General features: G+C 62.7%; 12 protein-coding genes. 4 read left to right on the top strand and 8 right to left on the bottom strand.

All coding sequences use genetic code 11. From position 1 onward, the window contains the following. The first annotated feature begins 24 nt into the window (after positions 1–24). The gene (locus INR99_RS02025; protein ID WP_194114614.1) at positions 25–816 is read left to right on the top strand and encodes an AraC family transcriptional regulator; all 792 of its coding nucleotides are present in this window, start codon (positions 25–27) and stop codon (positions 814–816) included. 69 nt (positions 817–885) lie between these two features. On the opposite strand, the gene INR99_RS02020 is transcribed toward INR99_RS02025, so the two are convergent. Further along, a complete protein-coding gene (locus tag INR99_RS02020) occupies positions 886–1,761 on the bottom strand; it encodes a LysR family transcriptional regulator (protein WP_194114613.1) in 876 nt (291 codons plus the stop codon). Positions 1,762–1,842: 81 nt separating this feature from the next. On the opposite strand from INR99_RS02020, the gene INR99_RS02015 reads away from it, so the two are divergent. Together INR99_RS02015 and INR99_RS02010 are read left to right on the top strand one after the other, a co-directional pair. Continuing rightward, positions 1,843–2,286: a DoxX family protein gene (locus INR99_RS02015; protein WP_194114612.1), complete on the top strand. Its 444-nt coding sequence runs from the start codon at positions 1,843–1,845 to the stop codon at positions 2,284–2,286. Next, on the top strand, positions 2,273–2,950 hold the full coding sequence (locus INR99_RS02010) for a glutathione S-transferase family protein (RefSeq protein WP_194114611.1): 678 nt from the start codon (positions 2,273–2,275) through the stop codon (positions 2,948–2,950). The genes INR99_RS02015 and INR99_RS02010 overlap by 14 nt, the downstream gene beginning before the upstream one ends. On the opposite strand, the gene INR99_RS02005 is transcribed toward INR99_RS02010, so the two are convergent. The 7 genes from INR99_RS02005 to INR99_RS01975 all read right to left on the bottom strand — a co-directional run bounded on the left by INR99_RS02005 (position 2,940) and on the right by INR99_RS01975 (position 13,772). After that, positions 2,940–3,947, bottom strand: a complete 1,008-nt coding sequence (locus tag INR99_RS02005; RefSeq protein ID WP_194114610.1) for a hypothetical protein — start codon at positions 3,945–3,947, stop codon at positions 2,940–2,942. The genes INR99_RS02010 and INR99_RS02005 overlap by 11 nt on opposite strands. Before the next feature lie 165 nt (positions 3,948–4,112). Then, positions 4,113–5,048 (bottom strand): diguanylate cyclase domain-containing protein, encoded by a 936-nt coding sequence (locus INR99_RS02000; protein WP_194114609.1) that lies wholly within the window; start codon positions 5,046–5,048, stop codon positions 4,113–4,115. Then, a complete protein-coding gene (locus tag INR99_RS01995) occupies positions 5,045–7,960 on the bottom strand; it encodes an ATP-binding protein (protein WP_194114608.1) in 2,916 nt (971 codons plus the stop codon). The genes INR99_RS02000 and INR99_RS01995 overlap by 4 nt, the downstream gene beginning before the upstream one ends. Next, positions 7,957–10,857, bottom strand: a complete 2,901-nt coding sequence (locus INR99_RS01990) for an ATP-binding protein (RefSeq protein ID WP_194114607.1) — start codon at positions 10,855–10,857, stop codon at positions 7,957–7,959. The genes INR99_RS01995 and INR99_RS01990 overlap by 4 nt, the downstream gene beginning before the upstream one ends. Before the next feature lie 218 nt (positions 10,858–11,075). After that, complete coding sequence (locus INR99_RS01985; protein ID WP_194114606.1) at positions 11,076–11,501, bottom strand: GNAT family acetyltransferase; 426 nt, start codon at positions 11,499–11,501, stop codon at positions 11,076–11,078. An 11-nt stretch (positions 11,502–11,512) separates the two neighbouring features. Then, on the bottom strand, positions 11,513–12,691 hold the full coding sequence (locus INR99_RS01980; protein WP_194114605.1) for an acetylornithine transaminase: 1,179 nt from the start codon (positions 12,689–12,691) through the stop codon (positions 11,513–11,515). 271 nt (positions 12,692–12,962) lie between these two features. Next, on the bottom strand, positions 12,963–13,772 hold the full coding sequence (locus tag INR99_RS01975; RefSeq protein ID WP_194114604.1) for a BPSS1780 family membrane protein: 810 nt from the start codon (positions 13,770–13,772) through the stop codon (positions 12,963–12,965). A gap of 296 nt (positions 13,773–14,068) precedes the next feature. On the opposite strand from INR99_RS01975, the gene pta reads away from it, so the two are divergent. Then, positions 14,069–16,132: a phosphate acetyltransferase gene (gene pta, locus INR99_RS01970; protein ID WP_194114603.1), complete on the top strand. Its 2,064-nt coding sequence runs from the start codon at positions 14,069–14,071 to the stop codon at positions 16,130–16,132. The last annotated feature ends 71 nt before the right edge of the window (positions 16,133–16,203 follow it).

Raw genomic sequence — 16,203 nt, 5'->3', positions numbered from 1 at the left:
GACAGCAACTATCGAGAAAACGACATGTCTGATCCCGCCGCACCCATTACCGAAGTCGGTCCGCCGCCGGCGATGGCCGACGGCCTGCTGATCGGCAAGGCCGAAACCTATCCGGCGGGAACCGGCACGATCCGGCACACGCATCCGGTCGCGCAGGTGCTGTTTGCCATCGAAGGGGTGATGGAGGTTGAAACGCCGGCCGGCCAGTGGATCACGCCGCCCAGTCGCGCGATCTGGATTCCGCCGGGTGAATGGCATCAGGTGCGCATGCTGACCCGGGTGCTGGTGCGCAGCGTGTATGTACGCCCGGATGCGGTCGTGAACATGCCCGCGACCTGTGCAGTCATGAGCGTGACACCGCTGCTGCGCGAGCTGTTGCTGGCCGCAATTGGGCTGGTGCCGCCGCATGCACCGGGCAGCCGCGCCGAACGGTTGATCCATGTGCTGCTCGATGAGTTGCAGGTGTTGCCCAGCTTGCCGCTGGCCTTGCCGCTGCCGGATGATCCGCTGTTGCTGCCGCTGTGCCAGCGGCTGCGGGAAGTGCCCGATGATTCCCGCAGTGCCGGTGACTGGGCCGCATGGCTGGGCATCGACAGCCGCACCCTGCAGCGCCGCTTCCAGCGCGCCACGGGAATGAGTTTCGGCGAATGGCGCCGGCAGGCGCGCCTGTTGTTTGCGCTGCAGCAGCTGGCCGCGGGGCGCCGGGTGCTGGATGTGGCCTACGATGCCGGATATGCCAGCCCGAGCGCGTTTACCGCGATGTTCCGCCGCCAGTTCGGCGCAACGCCGAGCGAGTTCTTTGCCAATCCCGGCTGATCAATGGGTATAGCCATGAAGGATCTGCCATCGAATGGTTTGCTGCATATACATTTGTGTGTATATGCATCACGGCAGGCTGATCGCCTCGGCCAGATGGCTGTAAACGGTGCTGATGCGCCGCAGGTGCCGGGATTCCGGATGGGCGAGCAGCCATAGTTCGGTCCGGCACTCCGGCAACTCGGCACTGATGGCTCGCAGCTCGGGGTGTGACGCGGCAAAGAACATCGGCAACAACCCGATGCCCAGATCGGCGGCAACCAGCTCCAGCACGCTCTGGATGCTGCCCACGCGGTAGGCCGGGCGAAGCTGCGGGTAGTGCTTCTTGCGCCAGATGACGGAGGGATGTTCGGGTAGCGCATCGTCCGGCGCAATCCAGTCGGCCTGTTCGCGCGGCAGGTGCTGCCAGCGGCTGTCCTGACGGCAGTAAAGGGCGACGCGGATGCTGCCCAGACAGCGCCCAACCAGATGGGCAGGCGGCGAACGGGTGGCCCGCACGGCCAGGTCGGCGTCGCGCCGGGTGAGGCTGGCCAGCTCATTGCCGGTATGCAGGTCGAATTCCAGCAAGGGATGGGTAGCACGCAGGCTGGCCAGCGCCGGAGCCAGCAGACCGTGCAGGATGGTGTCGGTCGAGGTGATGCGCACTGTGCCGGCCACGTGGGCAGGCTGTTGCTGCAGGGTGGCGTGTGCTGCATCGAGTGCGGCTTCGATCTGCTCGGCCTGCGCCGCCAGCGCCAGCGCCAGTTCGCCTGGTTGATAGCCGCGGCGATGCCGCACGAACAGGGGCTGCCCCAGTTCGCGTTCCAGCCGCTGCAGGCTGCGGAATACCGTCGAGGCATCCAGCCCGAGACGTTCGCCTGCGCCGGCCAGCTTGGCGCCGCGCACCAGCGCCAGAACCAGCGCCAGATCGGCCGCCGTGAGCCTGCTTTGCGTATTTGCAATCATGGTTTGTATCCAGGCTGATTTTACTTGCATCTTTGCACGCCTAGACTGCGTCTGTCACTTTCACCGCCTCAGGAGCAGATCATGTCGCACCCCTTGTCCCATTCCGTCAGCCCCTGGGGGCTGACCTTGCTGCGCAGCGCGTTAGGCTGCATGTGGATTGCCCACGCCTTGCTGAAATGGCTGGTGTTTACCCTGCCGGGTACCGCACAGTTTTTCAGCAGTGTCGGTCTGCCGGGCTGGCTGGCCTACCCGGTATTTGCCGCCGAGCTGCTCGGGGGCGTGGCACTGCTGCTGGGCTTCTATGCCCGGCAGGTCGCGCTGCTGCTCTTGCCCATCATGCTGGGAGCGGCCTATGTGCATCTGGGCAATGGCTGGGTGCACACTAGTCCGGGAGGTGGCTGGGAATACCCGGTATTCCTGTCGCTAAGCCTGCTGGCACTCTGGCTGGGGGGCGATGGCGCACTGGGGCTGTGCCGCAGCCGCTGGCTGGTTCCAAACGGGGGACTGGCGCATGAAACCCGCTGAATTCATCCTGATCAGTCATCCCCTGTGCCCCTATGTGCAGCGAGCCGACATCACCTTGCGGGAAAAGGAAGTGCCCTTTACCCGGCGTGACATTGATCTGGCCAACAAGCCGGAGTGGTTCTTGGGCATCTCGCCGCTGGGCAAGACGCCGGTGCTGCTGGTCAACGGGCAGCCGATTTTCGAGTCGGCCGTGATCTGCGACTACCTCGACGAAACCTGTTCGCCGGCCCTGCATCCGGCTGAGCCGCTGGCGCGGGCACAGCACCGGGGCTGGATTGAATACGCCTCGGCGTTGCTGGCGCTGATCGCTGGCTACTACAGCGCCAGCGATGCTGCCGGGCTGGAAGTACGCGAACAGGAGCTCATCAACCGGCTGCAGCGGCTGGAAGTACAGCTGAACGAGGGGCCGTATTTTGCCGGGGCGGCGTTTTCGCTGGTCGATGCGGCGATGGCACCGGTATTCCGCTACTTCACGGCCTTCGAGCAACTGGGGCGACCCGATCTGACGGCGGGGTTGCCCCGTGTGCAGGCCTGGCGTGCCGCGCTGGTGGCCCGCGAGTCGGTCCGGGCGGCGGTACCGCCCGACTATGCCGAGCGCCTGCAGCGCTTCCTGCTGGCCAGACCGTCGGCGCTGGCGCAGCAGGCCGCCTGTCTTATTGCTTGACGATGACCGGGCGCACGGTGAACAGCTCCGGGCGCTTGGGATCGACGCTAACGTGCACCCAGTGCACCAGCGGGCTGCCGAAGGTTTCGACGCGAGTCAGGTTGGGTAGCAGACGCGTCGGCGAGTACAGCGGTTTGTCGACCTTGAAGTAATGCGTGTCGCCGTGCACCAGCAGCACCTGGCCGTCGAATTGTTCGGTTTCGCTGATCACGCTGCTGATGAAATTGCGGTAGCCGCTGTACATCGGCAGCTTGCTCTCGTCCTGGTCTTCGGTTTCCGGCAGATCGAAGCCCGGGTCGGCCTGGAACACCAGCACAATGCCGCGGGCGTGCTGGCTGCGCGCCTTGGCAAAGCTTTCTTTCAGCCAGGCAATGTTGGTGGCATCGCGTTCCTGGTATTCGGCGTTGTCGGCCGCGCAATCAGCCGGAGTGCGGGCACTTTTCTTGCTGCAGTCCTTGTCGTCCAGCACCATGTTGTTGTTGCTGCCGGGGATATTGAAGTGGGCAAACACCACCGGGCCGTGGCTGAAACGGGTGTTTTCGGCGAACTTTTCCCCCGGGCTACCCTGCATTTCCAGCGACAAGGTGGTTTTGCCAAAGCTCGCCGGTGTGCTGAACATGGTCTTGCGCAGATAGGCCAGCCGTTCCAGATTGCTGTAACCGCCATTGTTGCTGCGGTGGCAGTCGGTCCACTCGTTATCGCCGGGCACATACACGACGGGGCGGCGCAGCTGGTTGAACATTGCGCGTGCTTCGGCAAAGACGCTGTCCTTGCATTCGGAGCTGCCGTCTTTCAGGTCGCCATCGTAGATCGAGAAGCGGATGTCGGACTGGTTGAGACTGGCCAGCAGCGCCGGAATCTTGCTGGCGTCCGCATTTTTCTCATAAGGCATGTCGCCCCACAGACCGAAGCTGAACGGTTCGGTTGCGGTAGTACGCGCTTGAGCCAGCGGCAGGGTGCCCAGGGCAAGCAGCAGGGCGGCGCAACGGAGTTTCATGGGAGAGATCCTGAGCAGGGTAAAACGCAGAATCTAGTCGCATCCGATGACGAGTTGATGAAGAACGAGCCGAGTTGGCATTTTCCAGGATTAAGGATTGGCAATCTTGAAGTGCGATGGGTATAAGTTTTAAACGAAGTATTTGCGGTGAATTTGAGTGTATACCTATTTGGGTATGTTGCTGTCGTCCCCGTCGGGCAGCAGCTTTTCTACCCGGTTGCGCCCATTGGCCTTGGCCTGATACAGCGCCTGGTCCGCCAGGCTCAGCAGTTTGTTGATCGGCTGGTGCTGGCCGGCCGGCTTGCTGGTGATGCCGATGCTGAGCGTGACATGCGGGTGCCTGGCCTGCCGGCAATGCGGGATCTTCAGGGCTTCCACTTCGCGCCGGATGCGTTCGGCTATCTGGGTGGTCAGTTCTTCGGTGGCATCCGGCAGCAGGCAGCAGAATTCCTCGCCGCCATAGCGCGCCGCCAGATCTCCCTGGCTGCGCAGTGCCGCGCGCATCACACCGGCGATGCGCTGCAGGCAGAGATCGCCGGCAGGATGGCCGAAGCTGTCGTTGTAGAGTTTGAAGTCGTCGACATCGGTGAGGATCAGCCCGAGGCTGCGGCTGTGTTCTTCCGGGTCGGGCAACAGGCTGGCCAGCCGGTCGAACAGGAAGCGCCGGTTGGCCAGCCCGGTGAGCACATCGGTTTGCGACAGGGCCAGCAGGATGTCCTTGCTGCGCTTGAGCTCGATGTGATTGCGTACGCGGGCGCGCACCACTGCCGGCGTGAAGGGTTTGGTGATGTAATCAACCGCACCGGCTTCCAGACCGCGGGTTTCTTCTTCCGGGCTGGACAGCGCCGTGAGAAAGATGATCGGGAGGTCGCGCGTCGCCGGCTCGGCTTTCAGTCTGGCACAGAGCTGGTAGCCATCCATGACCGGCATCATCACGTCGAGCAGGATGAGTTCCGGTGCCTGCTGGGCAATCAGGCGCAGGGCGCTTTCGGCATCCAGGGCAAAGCGGATGTCATAGTCGTCGCCCAGCAGCTCACCCAGCAATTCGATATTGCTCATCTGGTCGTCGACGACCAGGACGTAGGACGATTCGATCATCATGAGGTGGTTTCCTGATTGGCGAGCAGCAGCTGCAGGGCGGCGCGTGCTCCGGGGTAATCCAGCTTGCCCAGTGCATCGGCCAGCGGCTGCAGCAAGGCCTGCAGCTGCGGGTTTTGCTGCAGCAGCGCCTCGAGCTGGCGGCGTGCGCGCAGGCTATTGCTGTCCAGTGCCTGGCGCAGTGCATCGAGTTCGCCTTCCAGCCCCTGGGGCAACTGCTGCAGTTGCGCGCATTGTGCGCTGGTGTCCGCTTCGGGGTCGGGCAGGACCGACTGGATCTGTTCCTGCAGCCGCTCGAAACAGTGCACGATGGCCTGATACTGGATGTGTTCGTCCTGCCGGCGCAGGGCCTGCTCCAGCGTGGTAGCCAGCCGGAACAGTTCGTCCAGACCCAGTGTGCCGGCAACCCCGCGCATCGCGTGCACCCGCTCGAGCAGGGGCTGGCTTGCCCGGGGGTGGCTTGCCAGTTGTTCGAACAGGCTTTTCTGCTCGAGGAAAAAACGTTTCAGCCAGCTGCTGTAACGCCGGGTGTTGAAATTGAGCCGTGGCAGGGCGGCGCTGACATTGACGCCCAGTGTGCCAATGGCGGTAAGCCAGGCTTCCTGCGGCGGGGGGTCGCTCTGGCTTGTTCGCTGCAAGGTCAGAAGCGGTAAGCTGCGACCACGTCCGAGCTGGTAGCTTATGGCGCGCAACAGGGTGCGCTGCAATGCTTCCGGATCAAGCGGCTTGATCAGGTAGTCATCCAGCCCGGCGCTGGAGCCGGCCTCCTGTTCACGTTCGGAGGCATTGGCCGTCAGCGCCACGGTGAAGATTGCCGGATCGCGCACCGTTATTCCGGGCATGCCCCCCTTGCGCAGATGACGGACTGCCGTCATGCCGTCCATGATGGGCATGCGCCAGTCCATCAGCACCAGGTCGAAGTCGTCGCGTGCGAGGGCTTCCAGAGCCTGCAGTCCGTTGTCGACCACCACGATGTCCATGCCCATTTCGCCCAAAAGCGTCTGCACCAGCAACTGGTTGGTCGGCACATCTTCGGCGTACAGTACCCGCAACTGGTGAGTCAGCAGCGGAGTATCGTCACCGCGATCGAGGCTATCCTGGGGTGTTTCGGTCACCGCAAGCGGCAGCTCGACGCGGAAGGTCGTGCCTTCGCCGGGCGCACTGGTGACGCCGATGCTGCCCTGCATCAGCTGGATCAGGCCATGGCTGATGGCCAGTCCCAGTCCGGTGCCGCCAAAGCGGCGGGTGGTTGAGGTATCCGCCTGTTCGAATTTGCGGAACAGGTGCGAGCGAGCCTGCTCATCCATGCCGATCCCGGTGTCGGCGATGCTGAATTTGACCAGGGTATGGTCGGTGTGGGCTGTCAGTGTGACCTGCCCCTGATCGGTGAACTTGATGGCATTGCCCAGCAGGTTGAACAGGATCTGCCGCATGCGCACCGGATCGCCGAGGTAGTAGACCTGCGGCAGATAGCGGGTGTCGACGACAAAGGCGATGCCCTTGGCCTGCGCGCGCGGCTGCAGCAGATTGACGACCTGTCCGATGACTTTGTGCAGGTCGAAGGGGATGGTTTCGAGCTGCAGTTTGCCGGCCTCCATCTTGGAGGTGTCGAGTATGTCGTTGATGATGTCCAGCAGCAGCTCGGCACTTTCCAGGCCGGTATCGAGCTGGCCGCGCGTGGTGGCGGTCAGCTCTTTCTGCTTGCGTGCCAGCCGCAGCATGCCGATCACCCCGGTTAGCGGCGTACGGATTTCGTGGCTGATCATCGCCAGGAATTCGCTCTTGGCCTGATTGATCGCCAGCAGTGACTGCTTTTCGGCCAGATGCTCTGCCTGCTGGCGGATGCTTTCTTCCTGCAGGCGCTGACGTTCCTGCTCGGTCTTGAGCAGGCGCATGCGGGTTTCCATGCGGTGGATCTTGCGCAGCGTGCTCGCTTCGAGCATGTTGCTGTTGCGCTCCTGCGCCATGCTGATGTTCAGCCGGGCGTGGGCTTCGTAAAAATCCAGTGCTTCGCGGGCACGTCCGCGGGCCTCTTCAATGCTGGCCAGCAACGCCAGGCTTTTCAGCTCCTGATACATCGCGGCATTGGCTTGCGCCGTCTCGAGTGCTTCGCTGGCCAGCCGGAAGGCTCCATCCAGGTCGCCATTGTGCTGGCGAATCCTCGCCAGCCCTTGCAGGCAGGGGCTGAGGCACCAGCGTACGCTGTAACGCCGGGCCAGAATCATGGCTTCCTGATAGGCCTGCCCGGCCTTGTCCGTTTCACCCAGCCCCCACCAGGCGTTGCCACTGTGCATCCAGACTTCGGTGGTTTCGCTGCCTGCCGGCAGGCGCGCCAGGAACGGTCGGGCGATGTCGAGGTGTTCGAGCGCCTTGCGGTATTCCGATTGCAGGTTGTAATCGCTGCCCAGCCAGATGTGCAGTTTGAGCTGCAGATAGGGATCATCCAGCTCCAGCGAATAGTCCAGTGCTGTCAGATGATGGCGCAGTGATTCCGAATACATGCCGTAGAGCATGTAAACGCCGCCAATACCGATGTAGATGTTGATGTAGGAGGGTAGGGACTCCTGATCCAGTGCCAGTTCCAGTCCGCGCCCCCACCAGCGCAGTGCCGTGTTGGGCTGGCCGAGTGTGTAGTACACCTTGCCCAGCACATCGGCAATCAGTAGCTGGGTCGCCCCGTCACGACTGCGTTCGGCGTAGCGCATTCCGCGCAGCAGGCGTTCTTCTGCTTCGCGAAAGCGGCCCATGTTTTCCAGTGCTTCGCCCTGGTGATAACAGGCGATGCCTTTCAGTGCGGTGTTGCCGGCCTGTCGAGCCAGTGACTCGGCCAGGCTGAGGGCCAGCGGGTAATCGCGGCTGTCACTGTGATGCAGGCGTTCCAGTTTTTCCAGCAGCTCGGTTACGGTTTCGCTCATGGCTGGAGCTCCTGTATCAGCTCGTGGGCGAGGTGTGCACTGCTGCTCTGGCGGTGCAGGGTAAAGTGGTAATCGGTATGGCCATGCCGGCGCCAAGCGTACTGCTGCAGTTTGTCGAGCAGGCTGCTGGCGAATTCATCAAGCAGGGCATCCTGCCGTGAGGGCAGGATGTGGTAGCGGCCAGTGGCATGCCCGACCCAGATATCCCGTGCCGAGCAATGATGGTCGATCAGTCGGCAGATCAGGTCGCCGATGTGGTTTTCGGGGGATGGCTGGCATTCGAGTTCCAGCAGGGTGGCGCTGCCGGCGTGCTGCAGTGCCAGCTGCAGCGTACGCAATTGCCGGCGCTGGGCCGCCGGCTCCAGCCAGCCGACGTGCTTTTCCAGCTGCATGCGCAGGCGCTGCAGCCGGCTGTTGGTGGATTTCAGTTGCCGAGGACCCATTTTGCGGTGTTCGGGTTGATCGTTGGAAAGATGGGCGAGCATGGTTTCTTCATAGTGCTTGAGCCACTGCAGTGCCATCGGCCAGTCGCCCAGTGCCCGGTAGACGCGGAAAAAACTTTCGCAGTATTCGCTGCGCAGCGACAGTCCGAACTGCCGGCAGGTCGGCTCCGCACTTTGCAGCATGGCGAGTGCTTCACCGGCACGGCCATGTTCGAGCTGATAGTTGGCATAGTAGCGGGTAACCGCGACCAGTCCCCACAGCAGCTGCTTGCTGCTGGCCAGTGCCAGTGCGGCACGGTACAGCTCGTCGACGCGGCTCGGGGCAGTAAGAGTGCTCTCCAGGCAGCGAGCCAGATAGCTGTAGTATTCGACCAGCCAGGTGGTATCACCATGCCGGCTAATGGCCGGTTGGGCGGATTCCAGCACCTGCCGTGCTTCGTCGGGTGCTCCGTCCAGCAGCAGCTGGTCGGCCAGCAGGATTGCTGCTTTGGCCACCAGTTTGTCGTTATTGCACCAGCGTGCCAGATCCAGGCCGGTTTCCAGCATGGTGCGGTTGTCACCGAATTCGCCTTGCAGGCGCAGAATCTGGCCGATGTGCAGAAAGCACTCGATGGCTAGGTCATAGCGCCCTAGGTCTACAGCCAGCTCGATGGTTTCGATGGCGGTCTGCACGGCCTGATAGAGCTGGCCGCAATTGCTCAGTGCGGCCGAGAGCATCATCCCGGCCAGCGCCTGGTATTCCGGATCACCGACGTGTTCGAGTTCCCGTCGCGCTTGCGCCAGTGCCCGGCAGGCTTCACGGCTGAACAGCCCGTTGAGCAGCGCGATGCCGTGCAGCATGCGGGCGCGCCCGACTTCCGGATGTTGCTGGCTGGCCAGCTCGCGTACCAGGTGGGGCAGATTGACGTCCTCTGGCGGGAAGCGATCATTGATCCGGTCAGCCTCGATGCGGTCAAGCAGGATGCGGACGGGGTCGGCGCCCAGATCGCGAGCCTTGTCGCCGCTGGCAGGCAGCTTTTCCAGTGCCTGCTGCCGGGTCAGGGCATGCAGGCTGTATGTGGGTTGCGCCAGTCCATGCCAGCGCCACGGATAGTGCTGCAGCGCCTTGGCCAGCTCCTGTTCCAGCCGCTCGCGGCTGGCGCTGTCCTGGGTGTCCGGCAACAACAGGTATTCGCTGTTGCGCAGATGGAGCCAGAGGCCGGATTCGCCCAGCAGCTGGCGCAGAATGCCATGCAGGCGCTGGTCGACCAGATCGGGCTGGCGGCCCTCGTCGCCCAGCCGCAGCAGCAGCAGGCGACTCGCATCATCGGCCCGCAGGCAACGCATGCGCAGCTGCAGGCCTCGCATGCCGATTTCTGCCGGTGCGAACAGGCCGGCCATGTATTCGAATTCCTCGACCATGGCGGTGATCTTGCGGCGCAGCGGCTCCAGGCGGGGTTGCAGCAGCGGGTTATTGCCATTGGCTTCATTCAGCCCTTGCTGCATCAGGGTCAGCATCAGGTTTTCGTACTGACGCAGATAATCCAGCGCCGCGTCGTAGGCGCCCTGCTGGCGGCAGGCGCGCACCAGCAGCTGCAGCGATTCGCGCTGCAGGAAGCCCATGTCGAAATGGCTGGCGGCATCCTGGCTGTCGACCAGTACCTGCCGGGCATGGTCCGGATCGCCACTTTCCAGCAGGTAGCCGGCGAAATTGATCGAGGTAAGTGCTCGGCTCCACAGCGCATTCATCGCGCGGGCCAGTGCGAACATGCTTTCGAAGTAAACGCCGGCCAGCTCCATTTCCCCTTCACGCTGGTGGCACACCCCCATGTAATTGCCGGCTTCCACCAGCCAGGTCATGTCGCCGTGGCGTAGCAGACTGGGTTCGGCTTGCCGCAACAGGCGCAACGCATGCCGGTGTTCGCCGCGCTGGATCAGGTTTCCGGCGAGGAAGATGGCGCTTTTGCCGATCTGCTTGTGGTCATTGATCGAAAATGCCAGCCGGTTGGCGACTTCCAGCATGCTGCGGGCTTCGTTGTTGAGCCCCAGCATGCCGTAGGATTGCGAGATGCTGATGAAGGCCTCGATGGCAATACTGATCTGTCCCTGATTGAGTGCCAGTTCGATTGCTGTTGCATATTCCTCGGCGGCGGTACCGTTGTGCTTCAGACTCATCTGGATGAGTCCGCGCAGCAGATGGTGTTCTGCCAGCTGATCGTGAGCCTGCTCGTTGCGGATGATTGTGGCGAGCTGGGTACTGGCCTGCAGCGCCTGCATGTAGTGGCCGGCACCCCAGAGCATCTTGACGTGCAGCAGCCAGGGACGAGCGCGCTTGATCGAGTCCAGTTCACGGCAGCGGGCCATCAGCTGCTGGCTGCTGGCCAGGGCAATATTGATGTCCTGCAGAAACAGGTCTTCCAGCAACTGGCAGGCTGCCGGCAGGTCATCGGCACTGACTGTCCTCAGATCTAGCATGCTGCTCCTCCGTTGTCCGCCTTACCCGGTATAGCGCAGCGTCCGGCCTTGCGATTGGACTGTGCCAACATGAAGCACACAAGCGCGGCAGGACGCCGGGTAAGCTGATAGGTATAGCCCCTAGGATAAAACGAATCAGGACATACAGGCTAATACGCTGGCTGGTATCTGGGGCGAAGCTGATGGCGGCCGGCAGGCACCGACCGCCCGTCAGCCAATCAGCCTGTCAGCGCGGTACTCAGGCGCTTGCCCCAGCCGACCACCTCATCATCGTGATAGCCCTGGCTGGCATAGAACACCTGCACATCCAGATGGTCGCGCCGGATTTGCAGCTTGATCGTGCGGGCCCCCAGCGCTTGCAGCCGCAGCTCGGCTTCGGCCAGCAGCGCACTGGCGATGCCGCGCCGCTGATAGTCCGGTAGTACGCCCAGATAGTTGATCCAGCCACGCTGGCCGTCATAGCCCGCCATCACGGTGCCGACCACCCGTTCGTCGACGCAGGCCAGCAGCAGCAGATCGGGCTGGAAGGCCATCTTCATTGCGATATCGTATTCCGGCGTGCTCCAGCTGCGCAGCAGCCTGCAGACTTCCCAGACCTGCAGTACGGCGGCAAGGTCGCTGTGTTGATAGTTGCGGATTTTCATGTGTCCTCCTTTCAGGCGTAGTGCGCCAGCGCCTCAGCCAGCAGGCTCAGGCCGGTCTCGATTTCTGCCGCGCTGCTGTTGAGCGGCGGCATGAAGCGCAGGCAGTGCGGATGCGGCGCATTGAGCAGCAGGCCGGCATCCATGGCGGCCGCTGCGATCAGCGGTGCCGTATTGCGTCCCAGCTCCAGCGCCCAGAGCATGCCGCTGCCGCGGACTTCGCCCAGTGCGAATTCGCGCGACAGGCTGCGCAGCCCGTCGGCCAGCAGCTCGCCATGCCGCCAGGCTGTTTCCAGAAAGGCCGGCGCGGTCAGCGTTTCCAGCACTGCCAGTGCCGCAGCGCACACCAGCGGATTGCCGCAGTAGGTGCCCCCCTGATCGCCGGGTTCGAAACAGCTCACCCGGTCGGTTGCCAGCAGCGCCGAAATCGGAACACCGCCTCCCAGCCCCTTGCCCAGTGTCATGATGTCCGGGCGGATGCCGTAGTGCTGGTAGGCAAACAGCGGGCCGGTGCGGCCACAGCCGGTCTGCACCTCATCGACGATCAGCAGCAGCCCCCGCTGGTCGCACAGCTGGCGCAGCCCGCGCATGAATTCGGCGTCGGCGGGGATGACGCCGGCTTCGCCCTGCACGGGCTCCAGCATCACCGCCACGGTTCGGGGGCCGATCAGCCGTTCGACCGATTCCAGATTGTTGAATTCGGCACGGGCAAAGCCCGGCATGCCGGGCGGGAACAGCGCATCCCAACCCGGTTTGCCGCTGGCCGCCATCGCCGCCAGTGTACGGCCATGAAATGCCCGGCCGAAGGTGATGATCTGATGCGCGCCAGCACGGTGCAGCCGTCCCCATTTGCGTGCCAGCTTGATTGCGCCTTCGTTGGCTTCGGCCCCCGAGCTGGCGAAGAACACCTGATCGAAATCGCTGAGCTGGCATAGCCGTGCCGCCAGTTCCAGTGCGGGTGCGTTATGCAGCGCGGGGCTTGCCGTGAGCAGCGTCCCCGCCTGCGCGGCCAGCGCCGCCGCGACTGGGGCCGGGGCGTGCCCCAGTGCATTGACCGCCCAGCCCTGCATCCAGTCGAGGTAACGGCGTCCTTCCGCGTCATACAGCCACGCGCCTTCGCCACGGATGAAAATCTGGGCCGGGCGGTGCGCGGTATTCATCAGGTGGTGGCGGTGCAGCAGCGGGCTGTTCATGGTGTTTTCCTTTTTGCGGAGTGAAAAAAAAACGGGCCACGGTGGTTTACCGTGGCCCGTTTGAGAAAACTGGGGAGGAAATCGGGAGGGTACTAGTCCTGTTTTCCTGTTGCCCCCGCCTGCCGTTTCGCAAACGAGCCGCGGCCTGCCGGTGCTCGGCGGGCCCAAATCGATTTGCTAATGGCGGAATGGCGGATGGCGTTCATGACTTCATCATGCCCAGTTATGTTGCAGTGCGTCAACCGGAAAGTGCATTCAAATCGTGCAGCGTTCAGTCCGCGACAAAAATATCGCGGTACATCCAGTACTGCGCTGCAAAGATGACCGGAGCCGCAACCAGCAGACCCAGGCCGCAGGGAATCACGGCGAGCACAAAGATCACCAGCATCAGCAGGGCGAAGACCACCAGCTTGCCGAGGTTCTGGATGCAGCCGCGCCAGGTGGACTTCAATGCATCCAGCCCGGTCTGGTCATGCAGAACCACCAGTGCCGGCGCAATGTAGAACACCAGCGTGAGCAGCACGATGATGGGGAAGAGAATGATGGCTCCCACGATGACCAGCCCGCCCATGCCGGCCAGCGCGGAAAGCGCAGCCGCATCGTTGCCGCTGAACAGGCCGCTCAGGCCCGCCGCGCCGAAGCCCACCAGCATGACGATGACAAGCACGATCCCGATCAGCATCATGATGCCCATGTAGATTGCGCCGACGACAACCAGCTGGCCGAATTTGTCCTGGAAGCCGGCAAACAGGTGATTGATGGTCAATTCTTCACCGTTATCCAGCGCTTGGCAGCCCAGATAGATCCCGCCCAGCAGTACCGGCATGCCCAGATACTGGATAAAGCTGCCGACAAAGGGAATGAAGGCTGCGACGATCAGCACGACCCAGTACACCAGCGTCAGCAGCACCCACATCCCTGGTGCTTCCTTGAAAGTGGCCCAGCCGCTGCCGATCCAGTCGGAGGCGCCGCCACTGGCCGGGCGGCCATCAGGCAGGAAATCGGCATGGTTGTCATAGGGCTGTTCCAGGGATGCCATCGGAGAGGCATAGGGATTGTGGAAAGGATCCTGTTGCGTCATGAGCGACCTCGTTGGTTTCTGAGAATGATGAGTCAGTGTAAGGCTATCATCGGTGTTTTGGTAGAATATGTAATCCGATGCGGGCATGCTGAGCACGTACAGGTAATCCCTAGTGCTAAATCCTTGAGCGGAAGGTGTTTCTGCCACGATTTTCTGCGCTGGCTCAAGGATAATGCCCGTGTTGTTGAAAGATAATTACGTAACCTTGCCGCGCGTGCGTCTGCGCGGGCAAAGGGGCGTAGTATGCTGACAACCTTTTGTTGCAGCGGCTGGCCAGGCTGAACAGGTATCCACTCATGCAGATTCTTCTGATTACTCCGACCCGGCAGGATGTGGGTCTGACTTCCGTCTCCCTCGGTGTGGTGCGCGCACTGCAGCGTCAGGGGTTGCGCGTCGGCTTCGTCAAGCCGGTTGCCCAGGATTACACCGACAATGACCGCTCGCTGCTGTTTGCCAGCCGCATCTGCCAGATTGACAGCCCGGCCGCCCTGACCACCGAACAGGTGATGGCACGGATTGCCGCCAACCAGAATGACGAGCTGCTCGAAGACATCGTCGGGCTGTGCATGCAGGCGGGGTTGGATGGCAATGGCGAAAAGGTCGATGTGCTGGTGGTCGAAGGTCTGCATATCGATTCCTCGCACCCGTTCACCGCACGGCTGAATACCGATATTGCCCGTTCCCTGCATGCGGAGATGGTACTGGTCGCCAGCTCCGAGCTGTCCGGTTCGATCAGCGAAATCAAGGTGGCCGCCAGCGAGCTGCGCCAGGATGGCTGTGCTGTTGCCGGGGTGATCTTCAACAAGGCCTGCCCGGAATTCAGCGATATCCGCGCCCGTGCCGAGCTGGATGTGCCGGTCTGGGGGGTGGTGCGCTTCAAGGAAGAGCTGATGGCGCCGCGCACGCTGGATGTGGCGCGTCACCTCGATGCGGAAGTCATCAACAAGGGTGACGTGAAGCACCGTCGCGTGCGCGAAACCGTGGTGGCGGGTCGCTCCGTTTCCGAAGTGATCGAGCGCCTGCAGCCCGGCGCGCTAATCATCAGCTCCGGTGATCGTGACGACATCATGCTGGCGACCGCGCTGGCGGCCAGCAATGGTGTGCAGCTTGCCGGCCTCTTGCTGACCCATGGCAGCACCGCAGACCGCCGCATTTTCGCGCTGACGCGCAAGGCCTTTGATACCGGCTTGCCGGTATTGCGGGTCGAGACCGACTCCTTCCATACCGCGCTGAACGTCAGCCGCCTGCCGTCAGCCGTGGCCGCGGATGACTTCGAGCGCATGAACGCGGTGCTTGATACGGTAGCCGAACAACTGAGCATCGACGCGCTGACCGCCAGCGTGCGCATGCCAACCACGACGCACCTGTCGCCGCCGGCCTTCCGCTACCAGCTGATCCAGAAAGCGCGGGCAGCGAAAAAGCGCATCGTGCTGCCGGAAGGCGACGAACCGCGCACCGTCAAAGCTGCGGTTATCTGTCAGGAAAAGGGTATTGCCCAGTGCGTGCTCATCGGCAAGCGCAGTGAAATCGAAACCGTGGCCGCTGCGCAGGGTGTGCAGATTCCGGCTGATCTGGAAATCCTGGATCCGGATGTCGTGCGCGAAGATTACATCGATCCGATGGTCGAGCTGCGCAAGAGCAAGGGGCTTACCCCGGGCGCCGCGCGCGAACAGCTGGCCGACAATGTGGTGCTGGGTACGATGATGCTGGCGACCGACCGGGTCGACGGGCTGGTTTCCGGTGCGGTGCATACCACGGCGAATACCGTGCGTCCGGCACTGCAGCTGATCAAGACCGCGCCGGGCCAGTCGATCGTCTCGTCGGTGTTCTTCATGCTGATGCCCGATCAGGTGCTGGTGTATGGCGATTGCGCGATCAACCCCAGCCCGAATGCCCAGGAACTGGCGGATATTGCGCTGCAGAGTGCCGACAGTGCGCGAGCCTTCGGTATCGAGCCCAAGGTCGCGATGATCAGCTACTCGACCGGCAAATCAGGCACGGGTGCCGAAGTCGACAAGGTGCGCGAGGCCACCGAGCTGGCGAAGGGCAAACGCCCGGATCTGCTGCTGGATGGCCCGCTGCAGTACGATGCCGCGTCAGTGAAAGACGTGGCCGCACAGAAGGCACCCAATAGCCCGGTGGCTGGCCAGGCCTCGGTGTTTGTCTTCCCGGATCTGAATACTGGCAATACCACCTACAAGGCGGTGCAGCGCAGTGCCAACGTGGTCAGCGTCGGCCCGATGCTGCAGGGCCTCAGAAAGCCGGTAAACGATCTGTCGCGTGGCGCACTGGTGGATGACATTGTCTTCACCATCGCACTGACCGCGATCCAGGCACAGGCGATGACCAGTAAAAAGTGATGTGTATTGCCCTGAGCGCCTTTCAAATAAGGGCTTTCAGGCGCATACCTTGAAAGGCGGCTCCCGGTGGG

The organism is Chitinilyticum piscinae, from assembly GCF_015223195.1.
Classification (GTDB): Bacteria; Pseudomonadota; Gammaproteobacteria; order Burkholderiales; family Chitinibacteraceae; genus Chitinilyticum; species Chitinilyticum piscinae.
Note: the sequence above shows the minus strand (reverse complement) of the source record. Positions and strands in the feature narration are given on the sequence as shown.

Coding starts and splice junctions, on each gene's coding strand:
- INR99_RS02025 (WP_194114614.1), top strand. CDS start 25: ATGTCTGATCCCGCCGCACCCATTACCGAAGTCGGTCCGCCGCCGGCG.
- INR99_RS02020 (WP_194114613.1), bottom strand. CDS start 1,761: ATGATTGCAAATACGCAAAGCAGGCTCACGGCGGCCGATCTGGCGCTG.
- INR99_RS02015 (WP_194114612.1), top strand. CDS start 1,843: ATGTCGCACCCCTTGTCCCATTCCGTCAGCCCCTGGGGGCTGACCTTG.
- INR99_RS02010 (WP_194114611.1), top strand. CDS start 2,273: ATGAAACCCGCTGAATTCATCCTGATCAGTCATCCCCTGTGCCCCTAT.
- INR99_RS02005 (WP_194114610.1), bottom strand. CDS start 3,947: ATGAAACTCCGTTGCGCCGCCCTGCTGCTTGCCCTGGGCACCCTGCCG.
- INR99_RS02000 (WP_194114609.1), bottom strand. CDS start 5,048: ATGATGATCGAATCGTCCTACGTCCTGGTCGTCGACGACCAGATGAGC.
- INR99_RS01995 (WP_194114608.1), bottom strand. CDS start 7,960: ATGAGCGAAACCGTAACCGAGCTGCTGGAAAAACTGGAACGCCTGCAT.
- INR99_RS01990 (WP_194114607.1), bottom strand. CDS start 10,857: ATGCTAGATCTGAGGACAGTCAGTGCCGATGACCTGCCGGCAGCCTGC.
- INR99_RS01985 (WP_194114606.1), bottom strand. CDS start 11,501: ATGAAAATCCGCAACTATCAACACAGCGACCTTGCCGCCGTACTGCAG.
- INR99_RS01980 (WP_194114605.1), bottom strand. CDS start 12,691: ATGAACAGCCCGCTGCTGCACCGCCACCACCTGATGAATACCGCGCAC.
- INR99_RS01975 (WP_194114604.1), bottom strand. CDS start 13,772: ATGACGCAACAGGATCCTTTCCACAATCCCTATGCCTCTCCGATGGCA.
- pta (WP_194114603.1), top strand. CDS start 14,069: ATGCAGATTCTTCTGATTACTCCGACCCGGCAGGATGTGGGTCTGACT.